Origin of the sequence: Arthrobacter sp. GAS37, from assembly GCF_044908325.1 — a bacterium.
Taxonomy (GTDB): Bacteria; Actinomycetota; Actinomycetes; order Actinomycetales; family Micrococcaceae; genus Arthrobacter; species Arthrobacter ramosus.
On record NZ_JBIYDB010000007.1, the window covers coordinates 101521 to 118741 of the forward strand.

Annotated in this window: 14 protein-coding genes and 1 pseudogene; 8 read left to right on the forward strand and 7 right to left on the reverse strand. The window is 63.5% G+C overall.

The genetic code is table 11. The features are described 5' to 3' along the window. The 6 genes from ABH924_RS08595 to ABH924_RS08620 all read right to left on the reverse strand — a co-directional run bounded on the left by ABH924_RS08595 (window position 1) and on the right by ABH924_RS08620 (window position 6800). Window positions 1-906, reverse strand: a complete 906-nt coding sequence (locus tag ABH924_RS08595) for a branched-chain amino acid ABC transporter permease (protein ID WP_404498052.1) — start codon at window positions 904-906, stop codon at window positions 1-3. A 45-nt stretch (window positions 907-951) separates the two neighbouring features. Then, window positions 952-1767: an SDR family NAD(P)-dependent oxidoreductase gene (locus ABH924_RS08600; protein ID WP_404498053.1), complete on the reverse strand. Its 816-nt coding sequence runs from the start codon at window positions 1765-1767 to the stop codon at window positions 952-954. Further along, on the reverse strand, window positions 1764-3080 hold the full coding sequence (locus tag ABH924_RS08605; protein WP_404498054.1) for an ABC transporter substrate-binding protein: 1317 nt from the start codon (window positions 3078-3080) through the stop codon (window positions 1764-1766). Before ABH924_RS08605 ends, ABH924_RS08600 begins: the two co-directional genes overlap by 4 nt. A 511-nt stretch (window positions 3081-3591) precedes the next feature. After that, window positions 3592-4149 carry a nuclear transport factor 2 family protein gene (locus ABH924_RS08610; protein ID WP_404498055.1) on the reverse strand — a complete coding sequence of 186 codons (558 nt, stop codon included), beginning with the start codon at window positions 4147-4149 and terminating at the stop codon, window positions 3592-3594. 49 nt (window positions 4150-4198) lie between these two features. Then, window positions 4199-5863: an FAD-dependent oxidoreductase gene (locus tag ABH924_RS08615; protein ID WP_404498056.1), complete on the reverse strand. Its 1665-nt coding sequence runs from the start codon at window positions 5861-5863 to the stop codon at window positions 4199-4201. Window positions 5864-6158: 295 nt separating this feature from the next. Further along, window positions 6159-6800 carry an EthD family reductase gene (locus ABH924_RS08620; protein WP_404498057.1) on the reverse strand — a complete coding sequence of 214 codons (642 nt, stop codon included), beginning with the start codon at window positions 6798-6800 and terminating at the stop codon, window positions 6159-6161. A 429-nt stretch (window positions 6801-7229) separates the two neighbouring features. On the opposite strand from ABH924_RS08620, the gene ABH924_RS08625 reads away from it, so the two are divergent. Next, window positions 7230-8585 carry an MFS transporter gene (locus tag ABH924_RS08625; protein WP_404498058.1) on the forward strand — a complete coding sequence of 452 codons (1356 nt, stop codon included), beginning with the start codon at window positions 7230-7232 and terminating at the stop codon, window positions 8583-8585. A 112-nt stretch (window positions 8586-8697) separates the two neighbouring features. After that, window positions 8698-9402 (forward strand): IclR family transcriptional regulator, encoded by a 705-nt coding sequence (locus tag ABH924_RS08630; RefSeq protein ID WP_404498059.1) that lies wholly within the window; start codon window positions 8698-8700, stop codon window positions 9400-9402. A gap of 974 nt (window positions 9403-10376) precedes the next feature. Here ABH924_RS08630 and ABH924_RS08635 read toward each other — a convergent pair. After that, complete coding sequence (locus tag ABH924_RS08635) at window positions 10377-11015, reverse strand: TetR/AcrR family transcriptional regulator (protein WP_404498060.1); 639 nt, start codon at window positions 11013-11015, stop codon at window positions 10377-10379. 182 nt (window positions 11016-11197) lie between these two features. On the opposite strand from ABH924_RS08635, the gene ABH924_RS08640 reads away from it, so the two are divergent. The 6 genes and pseudogenes from ABH924_RS08640 to ABH924_RS08665 all read left to right on the forward strand — a co-directional run bounded on the left by ABH924_RS08640 (window position 11198) and on the right by ABH924_RS08665 (window position 17117). Then, on the forward strand, window positions 11198-12067 hold the full coding sequence (locus ABH924_RS08640) for an alpha/beta fold hydrolase (RefSeq protein ID WP_404498061.1): 870 nt from the start codon (window positions 11198-11200) through the stop codon (window positions 12065-12067). A gap of 5 nt (window positions 12068-12072) precedes the next feature. Then, a complete protein-coding gene (locus tag ABH924_RS08645) occupies window positions 12073-13098 on the forward strand; it encodes a VOC family protein (RefSeq protein WP_404498062.1) in 1026 nt (341 codons plus the stop codon). Then, window positions 13095-14801, forward strand: a complete 1707-nt coding sequence (locus ABH924_RS08650; RefSeq protein WP_404498063.1) for a bifunctional 3-(3-hydroxy-phenyl)propionate/3-hydroxycinnamic acid hydroxylase — start codon at window positions 13095-13097, stop codon at window positions 14799-14801. Before ABH924_RS08645 ends, ABH924_RS08650 begins: the two co-directional genes overlap by 4 nt. Next, window positions 14798-15538 carry a 2-keto-4-pentenoate hydratase gene (locus tag ABH924_RS08655; protein WP_404498064.1) on the forward strand — a complete coding sequence of 247 codons (741 nt, stop codon included), beginning with the start codon at window positions 14798-14800 and terminating at the stop codon, window positions 15536-15538. Before ABH924_RS08650 ends, ABH924_RS08655 begins: the two co-directional genes overlap by 4 nt. Then, on the forward strand, window positions 15535-16275 hold the full coding sequence (locus ABH924_RS08660) for a hypothetical protein (RefSeq protein WP_404498065.1): 741 nt from the start codon (window positions 15535-15537) through the stop codon (window positions 16273-16275). The genes ABH924_RS08655 and ABH924_RS08660 overlap by 4 nt, the downstream gene beginning before the upstream one ends. Before the next feature lie 395 nt (window positions 16276-16670). Then, window positions 16671-17117: pseudogene (locus tag ABH924_RS08665) on the forward strand (hypothetical protein). Window positions 17118-17221: the final 104 nt, after the last annotated feature.

The following is a 17221-nucleotide window of genomic DNA, read 5'->3' on the forward strand; positions in this document are numbered from 1 at the left end:
TTAGTTCCTTCCCAGCGCCAGCCGCAGGCCCGGTGTGACACCCGATCCACGTCCGACGAGGTAGATAAAGAGAATCCCGAACACGACGATATTCGTCAGGTTGGCCGGCATGAAGAGCGTACTCATTTGCTGGACTACACCGAGGGCGATCCCGATGAGCACGATGCGGAGAGCAGGAGCACGGGTGCCGGCGAGGAACGCGACCACGAACGACGAGAAAAGCGGGTCGTACCCCATACCCGGCGTAGCCGAGGACCGGGCGGCCGCGAAGCACGCCGCGAGAGCGGCGAGGGCCGAGGCGAACGCGAAGATGCAGATGTACACGGATTCCGGCCTCACACCGACTGCCCGAGCCATCGTGGGGTTCTCGCGCACCGCCCTCACCACGCGACCAGCGCGACTCCACCGCAGAAATACCACTGCACCCGCGAGGATTACGGCGAACATCGCCGTCTCCAGGACGTCGATGGTCGAGGTGCGAAGTCCGAACGGCAGTGCTATCGACACGTTGTCGATCAGGTTGAAGGGCAGTGCGGGCGCCGTTTTCGCAAAGAAGAACTGCACGGCGCTTTCTCCTGCGATGGTGAGTCCGAGCGAACTCACGAAGATCGGCAGGAGGCCGGCGTCGTGTCCAGCGCGCGCGAGAGGCCGGTAGACGACGACCTCGACGAGCACACCGAAGGCGGCGCAGATCACCACGGCGATGAGAACCCCGACGACTGTTGGTACTCCGATGGACTGGAGCTGAGCTGCGAGCACAGCGCCCAGGGTGAACGTGAGTGCGAATGCGAAGTGGAAGCGTCCAGTCACGCTGAGGATGAGCGAGATGCCGAGGCCAAGGGCGGCGAGCGGAGCTCCAGTGGCTAGTCCTGAGACCAGCAACTGGAGAATGAGTGTGAGCGTCAACTCAGGAGTCCTATTCTTGCAGAGAAGGTTGTTCGGGCGCGATGCTCATAGCGTCGCGGTCATGCCGCCGTCGATCGCGATCAGAGCGCCGTTGACGTAAGTCGACCGATCGGAGACGAGAAATAGGATGAGATCGGCGATCTCCTCAGGCTCTCCGTATCGCCCTTGGGGAATCGCCTCGATCTGGCGGGACCGCATCATCTCAGGATCAGCGTTGTTCTGTTCGGCGCGCGTCTGGAGAGGCGTCCGCGTGGGGCCGGGGCCGATCGCGTTGATGCGGACGCCCGATCGCGCGACCTCGGCAACGGCGGCGCGAGTCAGGCCTACGACGGCGTGCTTGGAAGCGGTGTATGCGGAGAGCTCGCCCGCACCGCCGAACGATGCAACCGAAGCGAGATTGACGATGGAGCCCTCCCCCGCGACGATCATCGCGGGGAGGAGGGACTTCATCGGGACGAATGAGCCACGCAGGTTGACCCGGAGCACACGGTCCCAGTCGTCGATTGTCGTGTCGACGAGGCGCGACATGGGTCCCTCGATACCCGCGGCGTTGACCAGGAAGAGGGGATCCCTGCCTTCGGCTGAGGTCATGACCGCAGCGTGGAACGATGCCTCGTCTGAGACGTCGCAGATTGCCGTGCGGACGCGCCTAGCGTGCTCCCCAGCCAATCCTGCGGTCTCGTCTAGCCCCGAACCATCGAGATCGAGAGCGATCACGGTCGCCCCGGCCGCGGCGAGCGTGAGGGTGGTCTGGCGGCCGATCCCGGAGCCGCCTCCAGTGACCACGCCGATGTGGCCGTCGAGCTCGTTGCCGGGCATTGTGTTCCTGCCTAGATAGCGCTCGTAGTGCGGCTGGTTCATTTGGTGAGAAGGTTGAAGTCGGCTGCGCCGATGCCAAACTGGGCGAGAGGCGTGAGCTGGTCCTTCTGGTACTGCAGCAGTGTGATCTGACGGGATGACACGGAGTGGGTCGTCGGGTCTATGGAGAACGTGCCGTAGTTCTTTCCATCCGCGTGGCCGTAGACCGAGGGGAAGGTGAGGTTGGACTCGAAGGCCGCTTTCAAGTCATCCGGGTTGTTGACGTCACCGCCCTTGGCGGTCACGCGCTGAACGACCTGCCACAAGACGAAGAGGTCCTCGTAGTAGTTCGCGGCGTAGAAGTCGGGGGCACCCGCATTGGGGTAAGCCTCTTCCCAGGTCTTGACGAAGTACTTTCCCCACGCGCTTGGTGCGGTCTTCGCATCGAAGAAGTCGTTGGCGAACATGTAGTTGTTGACCGCGTCCTTGCCTGCGATGTTCGCGAGATCAGGGAGGAATTCGGAACCGATCACAGGGAGGTTGGAACCCGCCGCACGAAGCTGCTTGAGCGTGTAGCCAACGTCTGTGCCGAATTGGCTCTGCACAATCAGGTCAGGATTCGCCGCGAGCATCTTGCTGATGGCAGCAGTGTCGTCGGTTGCGCCGTTAGCCGCGACCTCGACGTCCACGAGCTGGATGCCGTATTTCGACAGCTCGGTACGGAGGATGTTCTCAGCTGAGGAGGCGAAGCCGGCCCCGGCGTCCTGGATTATCGCCGCTACGCGCTTCACCTTAGGCAACGCCTGAGAGATGTATCGGGCGACGCCCGGATAGCTGTCATGCGGAGTGTTGGCCCGCGTGCCATAGAACCACGGCTTGCTCTTTCCGGATGTTGACGTGCCGCCTCCGCCGTCAAGCGAGAGAATCTTGTACTGGTCAATACCTTGGAATGCCGACCCGAAGACACCGATAAACGAGTAGAGGGCTAGATGCGTGCCCTGCTGTCCCAGCTCGCGGGTGGTTTGCACGCCAGCTTGAGTATCACCTGACTTGTTGTCCTTCAGCACGATGTTGAACTTGGGGCCACCAGCGGCCTCGATCTGGGCGGCGGCAAGCTTGGCGGCGTCGCTCATGACCTTGCCGTAGTACGAGCCCTGACCGGAGAGGGCGACGTCGAGTCCGACCGGGATGGTCAGGCCTTTACCGAGCGCCTTCGGGTCGGCTCCGCTGAGCTCGGCGACGTTTCCAGTGATCTTGGAGGTCGAGGTGGGGGTACTGCTCGCTCCACCTCCACAGCCGGAAAGCGCTAACGCCGTAGAAAGTGCAAGTAAGCCAGCCGTGACCTTGGCGGCTCGGCGAGCGGTGAAAGACCTCATTGTCTGCTCCGTTTGTTGAAATGTGGACCCGGGTGGGTCTCTTGGATAACACTATATTTCTGTAGCTTTGATGCACACAAGTGCTTTTACTGCATTATTTACCTTAGGCGCCACTCGGGCGCACCAGGAAGGACGCGCGCTCAGGACAAGGATCGACACCGCGCGAACCGGCTATGATGCCGCCGTCTCGTGGGCCGCTTCCGGGCCGCTGTGCGATGCACCAGCACGTGCGCCCGGCTCGCCCATGCTGAGCCACACCCGGAAGACGCCGGAATTTCTGGTAGCTGTTGCTGGATCATCCTGTCGGATTGTTGTTTTTGCTCACCGGAGCCACCGCCTTGGAGCGCGGGTCCTGTTTGATATTCCGAAAGGCTGGCCAGGGGTACCATCTGCTCGTGGGCGTTCATCTGTTGTGGGGTTGGCACAGGCCAACTCGGGCGTGTGCCGGGGCTCCGGACACCGCTAGAGTCTCATGCGCCCCGCGGTTTCGAAGGCCGGCGGACCGATGCGCTTAAGGTAGCCAGCGGGGATCGGGCGGCAGCGCCCCGGCGGTGTCCTCTGGGCGGGCGCCGTGGAGCAGATCGATCTGTAGCCGGGTCAGACGCATGAAGGCGATCCGCCAGCCCTCGGGCGTGTGCCGGTATTCCTCGTCGTAGTAGCCGTAGCCGCGTATGCCGGAGAGGTCGGGTGATGAGTTGCCCCGGAAGGAGATGGTGCCGGGCTGCCAGGTGAGGTAGTCGTACATGGACCAGCGCCCGCGGATCACGGAGTCCGATTGGGCTTGGAGCCGGGGCATGAACCCCTGATGAACGCTCCGGGCGCCGGCGAGAAGTGCGGCCGCTCCTTGCACGAAGGCGTCGGGCCCCACGCCTTCGAAGGCGAAGCCCTCGAACCGGGCGTCCTCGGTGAAAAGGGTGCGCAACTGATCCCACTGCTGGGTGTCGACGTAGAAGAAGTAGCGCGCCTTGAGGTCGTACGCTGCGTCCCGCGCTGCAGCGTCTAGGGACGGGCCCACGCTCCGGACGGGGTCCGGGCGATCGTGGGCGGTCTCGAGACGGGGTTCGTTCATGGGCTGGTCCTTCGGTTTCGTGTGTGGTGATGGGGGCCGGCTTGGAGTCTCAGTTGGTTTCGCCGGTGCGTGCGGCGGGGGAATCATGGGTGCTGGTCTTTGCGGAGCCGAGGAATTGACCGCAGAGATATCCTGCGGTGATGATCGGCCCCAGGGTGCCTCCGGATCCTGCATAGCCCTGACCTGTCGGGGAAGCGGCCGCGTTGCCGACCGCGAAGAGCCCCTCAATGACCTGGCCGCGGACCGTCAGAACACGTCCCTGAAGGTCTACACGCGGCCCTCCTTTGGTATCAAGCAGTCCGGGAGCCATGATTGTGGCGTAGAGGGGACCGGAGGTGTCCAACCGGCGCATCAGCGGATTATGTCCTTGGCCGGCTCCGAACCGGTCGCTGGCATAGCGTTCGAAGCGCGATTCGCCACGGTGAAAGTCCTCATCGACGCCGGCGTCAGCGAATTCGCCGAAACGCTCTAGAGTCCGTGCGAACTGTTCGACGAAGTCCGAATCCAATCGTGCATAGCCCACGTGGACCCCGAGTTCGTGCAGACGCTGATCAACGGCCTGGGCCAGTTCTTCGAGGCTTTCGCCCTTTAGTACCCAGTATGCTTCGTCGGGACTGACCGGTATGGGGTTGCCCAGCCGGTCGATGGCCCAGTTGTCCGCCACTGTCTTATCCCAGATGGTGATGAGCGGAAAGTTCGAGTAGCGGATCTTGGTCGGGTCCCAAGCCGACATGACCCGGGCCGCCTCGTTATAGGGAGCCTTCTCATTGAATACCCTTTTGCCCTCCCGGTTAACGGACAGAACTCCATCGCCAAGGATGTAAAAGGAACAGAAAACCTCTTCCGGGTCTTTGATCAGGCGTTCGACCGCGATTGGCCCGCACCATCCCTGGTTCATGTTCGCCAGTTGCGCACCCAGTTCGGCGGCGATGGTGATGAAGTCACCGGTGTTAGTGGGAGCCGCGCAGCCTCCGATGTAGGGACCGTCGAGGTACTGGAGCCGCAGTTCGGCGTTGTGGGTGAAGCCGCCTGTACCGTAGACCACACCGAGTCGGGCGTGAACATGCAGAACCTGCCCATCCTCTGTCTGAACGACTGCACCCACCACGCGCCCCGAATCCACGATCGAGTCGACCAGACGGTGCCCGGTGCGAAGTTCCCCGCCGAACCGTTCTACGGCGGCAATAAAGTCATCGACCAGCAGTTGCCCACCCTCGGGGCCGCCCATGGAGTCCGCGTGGTACATGCCGCGACCCTGCGGGGCTTTGTTTTCGGGCAATTTCTCCAGATAGTCGTAGAGACCGTTCACGGCCTGGCCAAGGTTCAAAGCACCAAGACTTTCCAGCTCACGGTGAGCCGTGGCGGCATTGTCGTAGAAGGCGGACAGCCCCTCGTATTCCCAAGCGGGGAGGCCCAGAGTGGGCGAGTCCGGGTTAAACAGGGTTGGGCGACCGATGCGGGCAAGGTAGTGAAGAGCCGCCGTGCGGTCGTCCTCGGTACCCGCGGCATGCATGTACTTGTTGTTCGGCATCCAGACCCCGCCGGCGGACTTGCGGGTGGTCCCTCCGAAACGGGCCGCCCGCTCCAGGACCAGGACGGAGCGTCCCAGAGCGGCGGCCACCACCGCGGTCGAAAGCGCAGCAGCGCCACTGCCGGCGATTACGACGTCGACATCGACGTCGTAATCCAGGACTTGGTTGGTGACATCCAGCATGAGGGGTCCTTCGATCTTAGGATTCGGGAACTATTTCCGATGGGTGAGCTTATAGTGCACATAAGCGTGCATATGATGAAAATATAACCGAAAAGTGGTGCGTCCCACAAGAGGCGTCCGGGAACAATGGACGTCCGACGGCTCAGCCAACTACGCCGAGATCATCAATCCTCGATCCCACTACGCCAGTCCCCAGGACCAGGACCGGATCGATGATCTGCCTGTGAATTTCGTCGAGGGTGGAAGTCTGATTTGGTGTGTGTGGGAACTTCCCTGGGCGGGCAAGTACGTTCGATCAGCGAAGGCGGTGCTCGCGAGTCAACAGCAGCTGCAGTCCAGGCAGTGAGGGCCGCAGTCCTCGTGCGTCCTGCGCCAACGTCTTGGCGGCCCGGCGCGCGGCGGTTTCCCCGTCGAATAGAAGGGCGAAAAGGGCGCGCGGTTTAGGGTGCATTGCCTGAAGCCCTGGGCGAACGAGCAAGGGCGCGGAGGTGTCGCGTGCAAGGTTTCGAACCTGAAAGACGCCCTCGAGACCCTTGGCTAGGCCCCGGGCTGCGGCCGAGAGGCGTTCCGGATTGACCTCCGCGTAGCCCCATAGTTTCCAAGCGGGGTCGGCGGGCTGATTCTCCCCCCGAGCCTGGAAAGACGTGGAACCGGCAAGGAAGTGCAGTTCGTCCTTCAGCAGGGCGGCGAATGCTACCGGTGCCGAGGAGGCCAGGTTCGCTGCATCTGGCGATTCGTACCACGTCTCGACGATTCCAGCGATGGGGAACGCGGCATTGGCTTCCATTGTCAGAACTTCGACCACGTGGTTCTGGGCATAGCGTGCCAGTCCCGGCATCCGCTGGACGATTTCGGCATGATCGGTGCTCCAGTGGCGGTAGAACGCCTCCGGTTTGAGCGCGGGGAGGCGCTGGAGGAAGGTGATCCGGTGAAGCATTGACAGTCCTTTGTGTTGAGGTATGTCGTTCATTGGCTCCGAGCCCCGTTTTCCCGTCCGGAGGAACAGATAGGTCCGGAATGAGGGTCCCGCTGTATCCGCGCCGGTTGATCAGATGGGCACAGCCAATGCCCGATGAGCCCTCCCGGCGGGGCTAGTTTCAGTCCCCGAAGATCTCTCCCAAGGGGATTTCCTCAGATTTCAGCCTGAGGTGCGGGCTTGCCGGAGGGTGCCATTTACGGAACGTGAGCATTATATGCGCGGATTTGATCAATATTTGCACCAGGCGCAACGGCGATCAAGTATATAGGTCGCGAAATATTTGCGGAACAACGATTGACATAGTGGCGGACATCACACACTATTTACATTATGTGCAAAAGAAGCACGAAGATGTGCGATAAATGCACAGTCCTTTTAGGAGAAACTATGAATGTTTCGGCGCCCGATGCCGCTCGGTCTACTGTTAATCAGAAGAGGGAATTAAGACGCGTCCTTCTCTCCAGCTATTTGGGCAGCGCCATCGAGTATTACGATTTCCTGCTCTATGTCGCTGCCGCAAGTCTCGTCTTTGGCGACCTGTTCTTTAGTAACATGCCACCCGTCGTGGCCACGCTCGCCTCGCTGTCTACGCTCGCGGTGGGATACCTCAGCCGACCACTCGGGGCCGTCATCTTCGGCCACTATGGCGACAAGATCGGTCGCAAATCAATCCTGGTCATTACGCTGTTGATCATGGGTGTCTCCACGGCGCTGATCGGCCTGCTTCCGACCAGCAACCAGGTGGGAGCGCTGGCTCCCATCCTGCTGGTCCTGTTGCGCTTTATCCAGGGCATCTCCGTCGGAGGTGAATGGGGCGGGGCTGCCCTGATGGCCTTCGAGCACGCACCCGAGGACCGCCGGGGCTTCGCCTCCAGTTTCGCCCAGGCCGGCGGTCCAACCGGAACGATGCTGGCAGCCGCCGTTCTGGGCCTATTCGCCCTGCTGCCCAAAGACCAGTTCATGACATGGGGCTGGCGTATTCCGTTCCTGCTCAGTGCCGTCCTCGTCGCCATCGGGCTGTGGGTCCGTCTGCGTATTTCCGAATCACCGCTGTTTGTCGAAGAGCAAAGGAAGCAGGTTGCCAGCGGAGCGAAAGCAGCGATTCCGCTGATGCAGGTCCTTCGGCAGCCACGTGCCCTGATCCTTGTCTTCATCGCCCTTCTGTCTCCCTTCCTCTTCAACAGCTTGCTGAACTCCTTCGGCTTGACGTTCGCCAAATCGAACGGTCTCGAGCTCTCCTCGGTGCTGGCCATTCAAGCCGCCGGCGGTTTTGCCTGCGTTGTATTTCAGATCGTGTCTGGCGCCCTATCGGACAGGTTCGGTCGGACGGCGGTGATGACTTTCGGTATGGTGGCTGGCGTACTGTTCACGTACCCCTTCCTCCTGCTGACAAGCAGCGGCGAGTTCGGCAAGGTACTGCTCGCCTTCGTGGTGATGAATGCAGTCGCCATCAGCCCGATGTATGGCCCGATGGCCGCGTACCTTAGTGAGCAGTTCCGCACCGGATCCCGATACACGGGTGCTTCCCTCGGCTACCAGGCAGCCTCAACCGTCGGCGGTGGCTTCGGTCCGATGTTGCTGGCGACGCTGATTGCCGCCGCGAACGGGATGGGCTGGGGATACATCCTCGCCTTCACGGTGGCCATCGGCGTCCTAAGCGCCCTGGCCATGTGGGTGCTCGGCCGAAGCCGGTCGGCGGCGGCCGCCGCAACGCTGGAATCCATTGGAGTGGGCAGCAGTTAAGATTGAGTCCAGCGGGAATGCGCCACTCAGCCTGGCTGAGGGGCGCATTCCTCTATGTGGGGCATCTGTTGTATATAGTGCACTTCGGGGAACTGTTCGCTAGCATGTTGCCATGACAGAAACAACGGCGGATTCACGAACCGCGGGGGGGCGCACCTTGGCGCGCGGCCTGAAGGTACTTAAGACGGTCGTTGCGGCACCCGACGGCATGTCGGTCCAAGAAGTGGCGGACATGCTAGAAGTCCACCGGAGCATGGCCTACCGCGTGCTGAATACGATTAGCGACCAAAACCTGCTGGTCAGGGGCCACGATGGGCGGTACCGGGCGTCCGCGGCGCTGCTTGACCTTGCCGCCGGAGCCCAAATGGCTCTCCGCACCGCCGCCCGGCCGTTCCTGCAGCAGTTGGCGGACGATATTCAATGCACACTCTCCCTCTTCATTAAAGAGGGAGAGGAAGCTGTTGCTCTGTCAGTGGTCGAGCCGTCGCAGGCGACTTGGACCATGAGCTACAGCTTCGGCAGCCGGCTTCCCTTGACAAAAGGGGCCGCGCCGTACGCGATCCGGTCGCTATTGCCGGAGCGCCCTGACGAGCCTGAAGCGGTGAAGAAAGCACGATCCGAAGGCTATGCGTCTACCTTCAGCGAAGTAGAGCCCAATCTATACGCGGTGGCCGTCCCCCTCAGGGGGCTCGGTCCCAACCTAGTCGCCTGCATCTGCCTAATCACCAACCGGCCCGAGCCCGCCCGGGAAAGCGTCGAAGCAATCAGGGAAGCGGCAGAACTCATTGCCCTCTCTTTCCGGGGGGCACCGGGCTGAAAAAGGACCCACATCGGGGCGGTGCAGGTCTTCATTTTGTGCGCCTGAGTAGAGAGTTTGAGAACCTTCTGCAAGCCCTACGGAGGCTGGCTTCTCGCTGGGCACGGGGCACCTACCGTCGCGACCGCCCCCTGCACAACCTCGGATGCTGAACATACGAGGCCTGTGGTGGGGTCAATTGAGACGGCTCAAAATTCCTAGATGAGCCTAGCGTTGATGAGCTCGTCACCTGACACCGAGGCGGGACGGGAGTGAGACAGCTGGCGGAAGGGCTTAGCGTGCATCACACCACCGTCCTCGCTCGTCTCAAGGGGCGAGGTCGGTTGGCCGCCTTCCGAATCGGTCAAGGCGCGAGATAACCGCGGTCGCGACCACGCCTGTCGACACGGATTTGAGGAGTTGGCCAACGCGGCGCTGTCGTGACCATGCCAAGCGTTTCTGGCCCTGAGGTGACGGCTATAAATAGCTCCCGCCAGGTGAGCTCTTCTTGGTGCGACAGCGCGGTTTACCGGATGAACGTGAACGGCGGATCCGGGCGGACTCCATGGCTGTAGTCGTGGACGTCAACAGCGAACTGGACGTCCCGCGGGGCCGTGAAAGATCGCTTGGCGAATGATTGCTGAGCGAAGCAGTCGCGAACTCGCGGGCGAGCAGCACCAGATCCGCGCGAGCGGTGTCCGCGAAGTCCTCCGGTCGGGCGCGTCGCCCGGTGCGCCTGGACCTGGTGAAGCCGGGCATTGGCCGCGGAGTCCTCGCCCTGTCGGCCAGCGCCCCGTCCAGCTCGACCGGTGGTTTCGGTCGTTGGGACTGGGTTGTTGCAAATGGCCGGTTTCTGGCCGCGGATCGAATCTGGACGCCGAAAGCTCTCGATTGCCAGGCGTGAGTCTGGCCACGTGTTCGCATGTGTGCTCCGTTCGCCCACGGTAGACGGGTCATGGTGACGGGCAAGATTCGTCGGACTTAGCAGCCCCAGGTCAAAGGCTGGGCTGGGGCGGGAGCGCCCGGGAGACGAGCTCATTGGCATCGGACGCGGAGAAGCCGAACATGCGCAGGATCTGTCGGGTCATAGCGTCGGAACGCTCGCCGGCATCGAGGCCGGGGTCCTTCTCGAGGAGCTGGAGCAGTCCCAGTAGGGCTCCGCCGGCCGCCATCAAAGCCAGTTCGGGATCGGGTACGTCGAACCGGCCGGCGGCCTGGGCAGCCACGATGTCGTGGCGCGCGCGAGGTGCGAGGCCGTCGTCGCGGGTGAGAATGCGCATGCCCTCGTGGAGGATCACCCGCACCATCTCGGGCAGTTGGCGCTGCAGCCGCCCGGTCATCCGGAAGCTGACAGCGAACACCTCGGCCGGGTCCTCGTACCCGGACACGAGATCGTCGAGTAGTACGGCGTAGCTCTGCAGCGTCGCGTCGACAGCCGCCGCGAACAGCGCCTCCTTCGACTCGAAGTGGTTGTAGAAACTGCCGAAGCCGACATCGGCCGCATCGGTGATCTCCTGAATGCTCACGCTCGTGCGACCCCCGGCGAGGAACTTTTGCGCCGCGCCCAGCAGAGCATTGCGGGTGTGTTCCTTGCGGCGGTCGACCCTGGTGGGCACTTCAGCAGCACTCGTCATCGCTCACTCCGCTCGACAGCCCGGCACGTTCGTGGAATCCCGATTCTAACTGAGAGTTTCATCAAGTTGGGCTTCCATCGAGTCTTTGGCGTCACATCTTGACGAAATCATCAGAAACTCTTGACAGAGGATTTCATCGCTACTGATGATTACCTCAAGTTATATCTACGACGGAGGAACCCGTGAACGCATCGACAGCCAGCCCCCGGACCGAGCAAACCGTGCGCGTCGGACACCGCGACATCTTCGTGACCGAGGCCGGGACCGGCACATCCGTCGTACTTCTGCATGGCGGCGGCGCCGGCGCGACCGGCGCGTCCAACTACTCGCGCAACATCGACGCGCTTGCTGGGCGATTCCACGTGATCGTCCCCGATATGCCCGGCTACGGGCAGTCGTCCAAGCAACTCGATCACCGTGACCCGTTCGGTGACCTGGCCTTCGCGATGCGCGGACTGCTCGACGAGCTCGGCATCGCCAAGGCGCACTTCATCGGCAATTCGTACGGCGGTGCCGCGGCGCTGCGGCTGGCTATGGAACGCCCCGACAAGGTTGACAGACTGATCCTGATGGGCCCCGGCGGCGTCGGCACTACCCGCAGGTTGCCGACCAAGGGGCTCAGCAGCCTGCTTAGCTACTATGGCGGCGAAGGCCCGACCCGCGAGAAGCTCGAGACCTTCGTCCGCGACTACCTTGTGTACGACGGCGCCTCGGTGCCGGCCGAAATGATCGAGCTGCGCTACCGGGCCAGCATCCAGCCCGAGGTCGTCGCCAATCCTCCACTTCGTCGGCCGTCCGGCCGAACTTCGCTTCGCACGATGCTGCGGATGGATTTCACCCGCGACAACCGCCTTGCCAAGGTCAAGGCGCCGACCTTGGTGGTGTGGGGCAAGGACGACAAGGTCAACCGTCCGTCCGGCGGCCGCGCCCTGAGCGGCATCATGCCCAATTGCAACCTCTACCTGGTCGCCAATACCGGCCACTGGGTGCAGTGGGAGCGCCCCGCCCTCTTCAACTCCCTGGCCATCGACTTCCTTAGTGCCGAGGCCTGAGCCCGATGAGCGTGTTCCTCAAGCCCAACACCGACGGATCGGTCTTTGGGTCGGTCCAGTTGGGCTACCTGGTGGTGGAGTCGCAGCGGTTCGCTGACTGGCACCGCTTCGGGGCCGACGCGATCGGGCTGCACGTCGATCCGCTCAGCGACGATGTACTGCGGTTCCGGATCGACGACCGGGAGTGCCGCTTCCTCATCCAGCGCGGTCCTGCAGAGGACCTCACCGCGATCGGGTGGCACATCACCGACCACGAGACCTTCGACCGGATTGTCAAGCGAGTGACCGAGCGCGGCGTACCAATAGCCGAGGGCACCCCCGAGGAGGCGGCCCTGCGCGGCGTCGAGCGGCTTTGGCGCTTCGCCGGCCCTAAGGGAATCCTCCAGGAGATCTTCACCACCGTCCACAAGAACGCCAAGCCTTTGCACATGATCAGCTCTGGCTTTGTCACCGGCGGTGGCGGCATGGGGCACGTCGCGATCACCTCGCGCGACCCGATTGGCATCCACCGTTACTATAACGCCGTCTTCGACTCCCGGCTCTCAGACTTCATCGACGAGAACATCAGCGGGCTCACCCTGAAGATCCGGTTCCTGCGGGTCAACGAGCGGCACCACTCAGTGGCCGTCGCCAACGTGCGGGGATTCAAGCTCGACCCGATCCGAACCAGGGCGCAGCACATCAACATCCAGGCCTCGACTCTCGAGGACATGGTCGGCGCCTACCAGCGTGTGCGCGAGCACGGTTTCTCGATGGCCTGGTCGATCGGGCAGCACACCAACGACCGGGAGCTGTCATTCTACTGCGTGACACCGTCGGGCTTCGAGCTCGAGGTCGGATGGAACCCCATCGTGATCACCCCCGAGCTCGAGGCGGCCTGGCAGGTCGCCACCCATCAGGGCATTAGCATCTGGGGCCATAAGCCCGTCGACCCCGGCATCTTTCACAAGCTCGGCCAGCTCCGCCAGGCCGCCCTCAACGCACGCGTGCCCGAGATCACCGTCCCCGCATTGTCTGGAGCAGCCTCATGAACACCTACGACGTAGCTATCTCCGGTCTCGGACCCACTGGCCTGACCCTCGCCCACCTGCTCGGCCGCCGCGGTCTGAGTGTGCTGGTCCTCGAGCGCGAGCCGGAATTCTACGGCAACGCCCGCGCCGTGTACACCGACGACGAGGCGCTTCGGGTCTTCCAGACCGCCGGAGTTGCCGATGACATCCACACGGACATGAACGTCGACTCCGCCGTTCAGTGGCTCAAGGCCAACGGTGATGTGCTGATCCGGTTTCGGCAGCGGCAGCGTCCGCTGTGGTGGCCGGTAGTGAACTTCCTCTACCAGCCCTACCTGGAGAGCAGGCTCGAGTCGCTGCTGGAGCGCTACCCGTCGGTGAAGGTGCTGCGCGGGCGTGAGGTCGTCGACTTCATCCAGGACGACATGGGGGTTAGCGTCGTCCACGCGGCCTCCACCGGCAGCGGCTATGGCAAGCGGGAGAACATCGTCGACGAATCGAGCCAGAGGACCGTGCGGGCGGCCTACCTCGTCGGCGCCGACGGCGGCCGCAGCATCGTGCGCGTCAATCAGGGCATCGAGATGGCTGGCAAGAGCTACCCTGAGCGGTGGCTGGTCATTGACCTCGCTGCCAAGGAAGGCATCGACGCGTTCCGGCACTTGCCCTATTTCGACTTCATCTGCGACCCCGATATGCCGACGGTCAGCTGTCCTCAACCGGGTGGCCGTCACCGCTTCGAGTTCGCGTTGAAGGACGAGGACGACAGGAACACCTTCGCGTCGGACGAAATGGTGCGCAAGCTGATGTCGGCCTATGTCAACCCCGACGAGGTCGAGGTCAAACGCCAGTTGGTCTACACGTTCAACGCCGTCGTGGCCGACAAGTGGCGCAACGGTCGGGTACTGCTGGCCGGCGACGCCGCGCACATGACACCGCAGTTCGTCGGGCAGGGCATGAATGCCGGCGTCCGCGACGCCGACAACCTGTCGTGGAAGCTCGCCGCGGTTATCCAGCACGGCGCCGATCCCAAACTTCTGGACACCTACGAGAGCGAGAGACGTCCGCACGCGACCTCGATGATCAAGTTCTCGGTGTTCAACAAGTGCCTGGTCTCGATCAAAAACCCCGTGTCGGCCAAGGCCCGCGATGCGGCCATGTGGACCTCGTTGCATACACCCGGTCTTCGCGGATGGGTGCGCAGCGCCGGCATGAAGCCCAAGCCGCGGCTGAAGAAGGACGGCTACGTCGGTCTGCCGCGCGGCCTGCGCGGCATCGAAGGCACCCTGGCCCCCCAGCCCGAGGTCCGGCGGTATGACGGCCGACCGGTCCGGCTCGACGACGCGCTCGGCACCGGATGGTCCGTGATCGGCGTCGGGGTGGACCCCCGTCAGACGCTCGGCACCGATGTCGCCATTTGGGAGACGGTCGGCACCACCTTCGCCACCATTTACGCCGCCGGCACTCGTCCCCAGGGCGAGATTGGCGACGGCCGCCGCAAGGCCGGCTTGGTCGATCTCGAGGACACAACTAACGAGCTTACCCGTTGGCTCCGGAAGGCCGGCGTCCGACGCTGCTCGCTCGTCGTGCTGCGGCCAGACAAGTACGTCTTTGGGGTCGCGCGGTCAGGCGATGCAACTGCCCTCACGCGAGCCTTGATTGCTCAACTGGGGCTGGCCGCACCTGCCGCGACTCCCGCGCTCGAGACGGAAATGAGCACACGATGACCACCACCATCACGCAAATTACACTGGCGGCCCGAATGCTCCGTGAGGCGAGGGAGATCGCCATGCCCTACGCTCCGGTGCGTGACCTGATCGGGAGCACCGACCTAGGCCTGGCCTACGCCGTCCAGGAGCAGCACACCCAAGGCAGGATCGCACACGGGGCACGGGTAATCGGCCGCAGGATCGGCCTCGCCTCGGTTGCGGTCCAGCAGCGGTTAGGCGGCGACACCCCCGACTTCGGGGTCCTGCTCGATGACATGAACGTGACCGGGCCGCTCGTATCTGCCGCGCGACTCTTGCAACCCAAGATCGAAGCAGAGATTGCCTTCACCCTTTGTGTGGCGCTCGAGATCGTCGACAGTCGGATCGCGGGGTGGGACATCACCAACGCCGACACAGTCGCTGACAACGCCAGTAGGGGCCTGTTCGCACTTGGCGACGAGTTGGTCGCCGTCGAGCCCAGCGAGGTCGAGACGTCGATGATGCTCAACCGCGACGTCGTCTCGATCGGCAACGGCGCCCCCTGCCTCGGCGACCTGTTGAACGTCCTACGGTGGCTCGCGCAGACCGCGCAAGAGTATGGCAACCCGCGGCGGGCGGGCCAAGTAACTCTGTCGGGCGCCCTGGGTCCGACGACCGTCGTTGCCGGCGGCAACCGGATCGAGGCCACCCTCACTGCCGGCGGCCGCGAGGTCGGTTGCGTCGACGTTCGTTTCACCGGAGGTACCCAGGAATGATCACGACGACGTCAGCCCTGTACTATGTGCGGCTGCGGGAGGACCTGCCCCGCGACGTCGCGCAGGCATACTGGGCTGGGCCGCACGCGGATATCGTGCGAAAGCTTCCCCACATCGCAGAGTACCGCCAGCACCACTTCTCCGCGACAGACCACGGCTACTGGCCCGCCACCCCCAAAGTCGGCACGGTGGCCCCCGTGTCGTGGCGACTCGACGGGTTCGCGGAAGTGCGGTTCATCAGCATCGCCTCGGGGGCACTGGTGCCCTTGTACATGCGCGAGGTGTTCTTCGACGAGCAGAACGTGTTTGAGCAGGTGCTCGGCCACTTGGCCGGACCGACTGGTGGCCGCTGGTCGACGACGGGCCAAGACTCGGAAATCGGCCACCGGACGACGGTGCTGCTTCGTCGCAGGGCGGGAGTGTCACGACGGGCTTTCCGGCGGTTCGTGCGCGAGCAACTCGCGCCGGCACTCGACGCCGCAGGCGCTCGCGAACTGCGTAGCTACACGTTCCTCCCCAACATGCCGCACCCCACGCCGGGCATCGCGCATGGGAACCCAAAGAACCGGCGCTACCACGGCGCAGTGCTGTTCGGCACCGGCAGCCGCTCCGAAGTCAACGAACTGCTTGACCACCCGGTGGTCACGGCCGCGATCGCGGACCAGAACAAGGCCTGCTCCGCCGTGCATGCCTACTCCGTCGAACGCACAGTCCCCGTGATCGGACCAACATCGTGAGGCGCACCAAGGTCGCCGTCCTCGGATCCGGCAACATCGGCACCGACCTGATGATCACGGTCCTGCGCTTGTCGGGGCCCTCGAGCTGGGCGCGATGGTGAGCATCGACCCCGACTCCGACGGGCTCGCCCGCGCTACCCGGTTCGGGGTTTCGGCCACCCACGAGCGCGTCGAGCGCGATTCCCGGCTTTGCCGAGATCGAGATCGTCTTCGACCCTGACCTCCGCGGGGACGGGTCACGCGAACGCGGCGGCGCTGGCGCCGTACGGGAAAAGACCGGGCGACCTGACGCCTGCGGCGGTCGGTCCGTTCGTGGTGCCGGTCGTGAAACTCGACAAACACGCGACAACATAGTGACGTGCGGTCGCCAGGCCACGATCCCATTGTGTGCGGCGATGGCGCGGGTCGTCGAGGTGCCGTACGTTGAAATCGTCGCGTCGATCGCGTCGAAGTCCACCGCACGCGGCTCCCGCGCCCACATCGACGAGTTTCGCTAGGCCACCTCGAACTCCATCGAGACGATGGGCGGAGCCGGGCACGGCAAAGCGATCATCGTCCACAACCCGGCCAAACCGCCGATGATGACGTGGGACACCGTGTTCGCACTCATCGGCGACCTCGACGAGACCCGCAGGCGCAGATGCGGGCTCGATCACGAAGACGGTGTGCCACCGTGGCGGCGTACGTCCTGGCTGAGCGCTGAAGCGGGACATCCGGTTCAAGCGGGTGACGGCCGACGCTCCGACGCACACGCTCGCTGGCGACGCGCCGGTCACCCATCAGGCGTAGGCGCTCCTCGAGTCTCCGAGCAACTGGCCAACTTGAAGGGGAGTGAGCGATGAGCCCGGAGGACTTCCTCCAGAACGTGACGCTGGGGGACGGCACACACGCACTGCGGCACGGGGTGACCTAAGAAAATGGGCGGGATCGTGTCGACCACCGGATC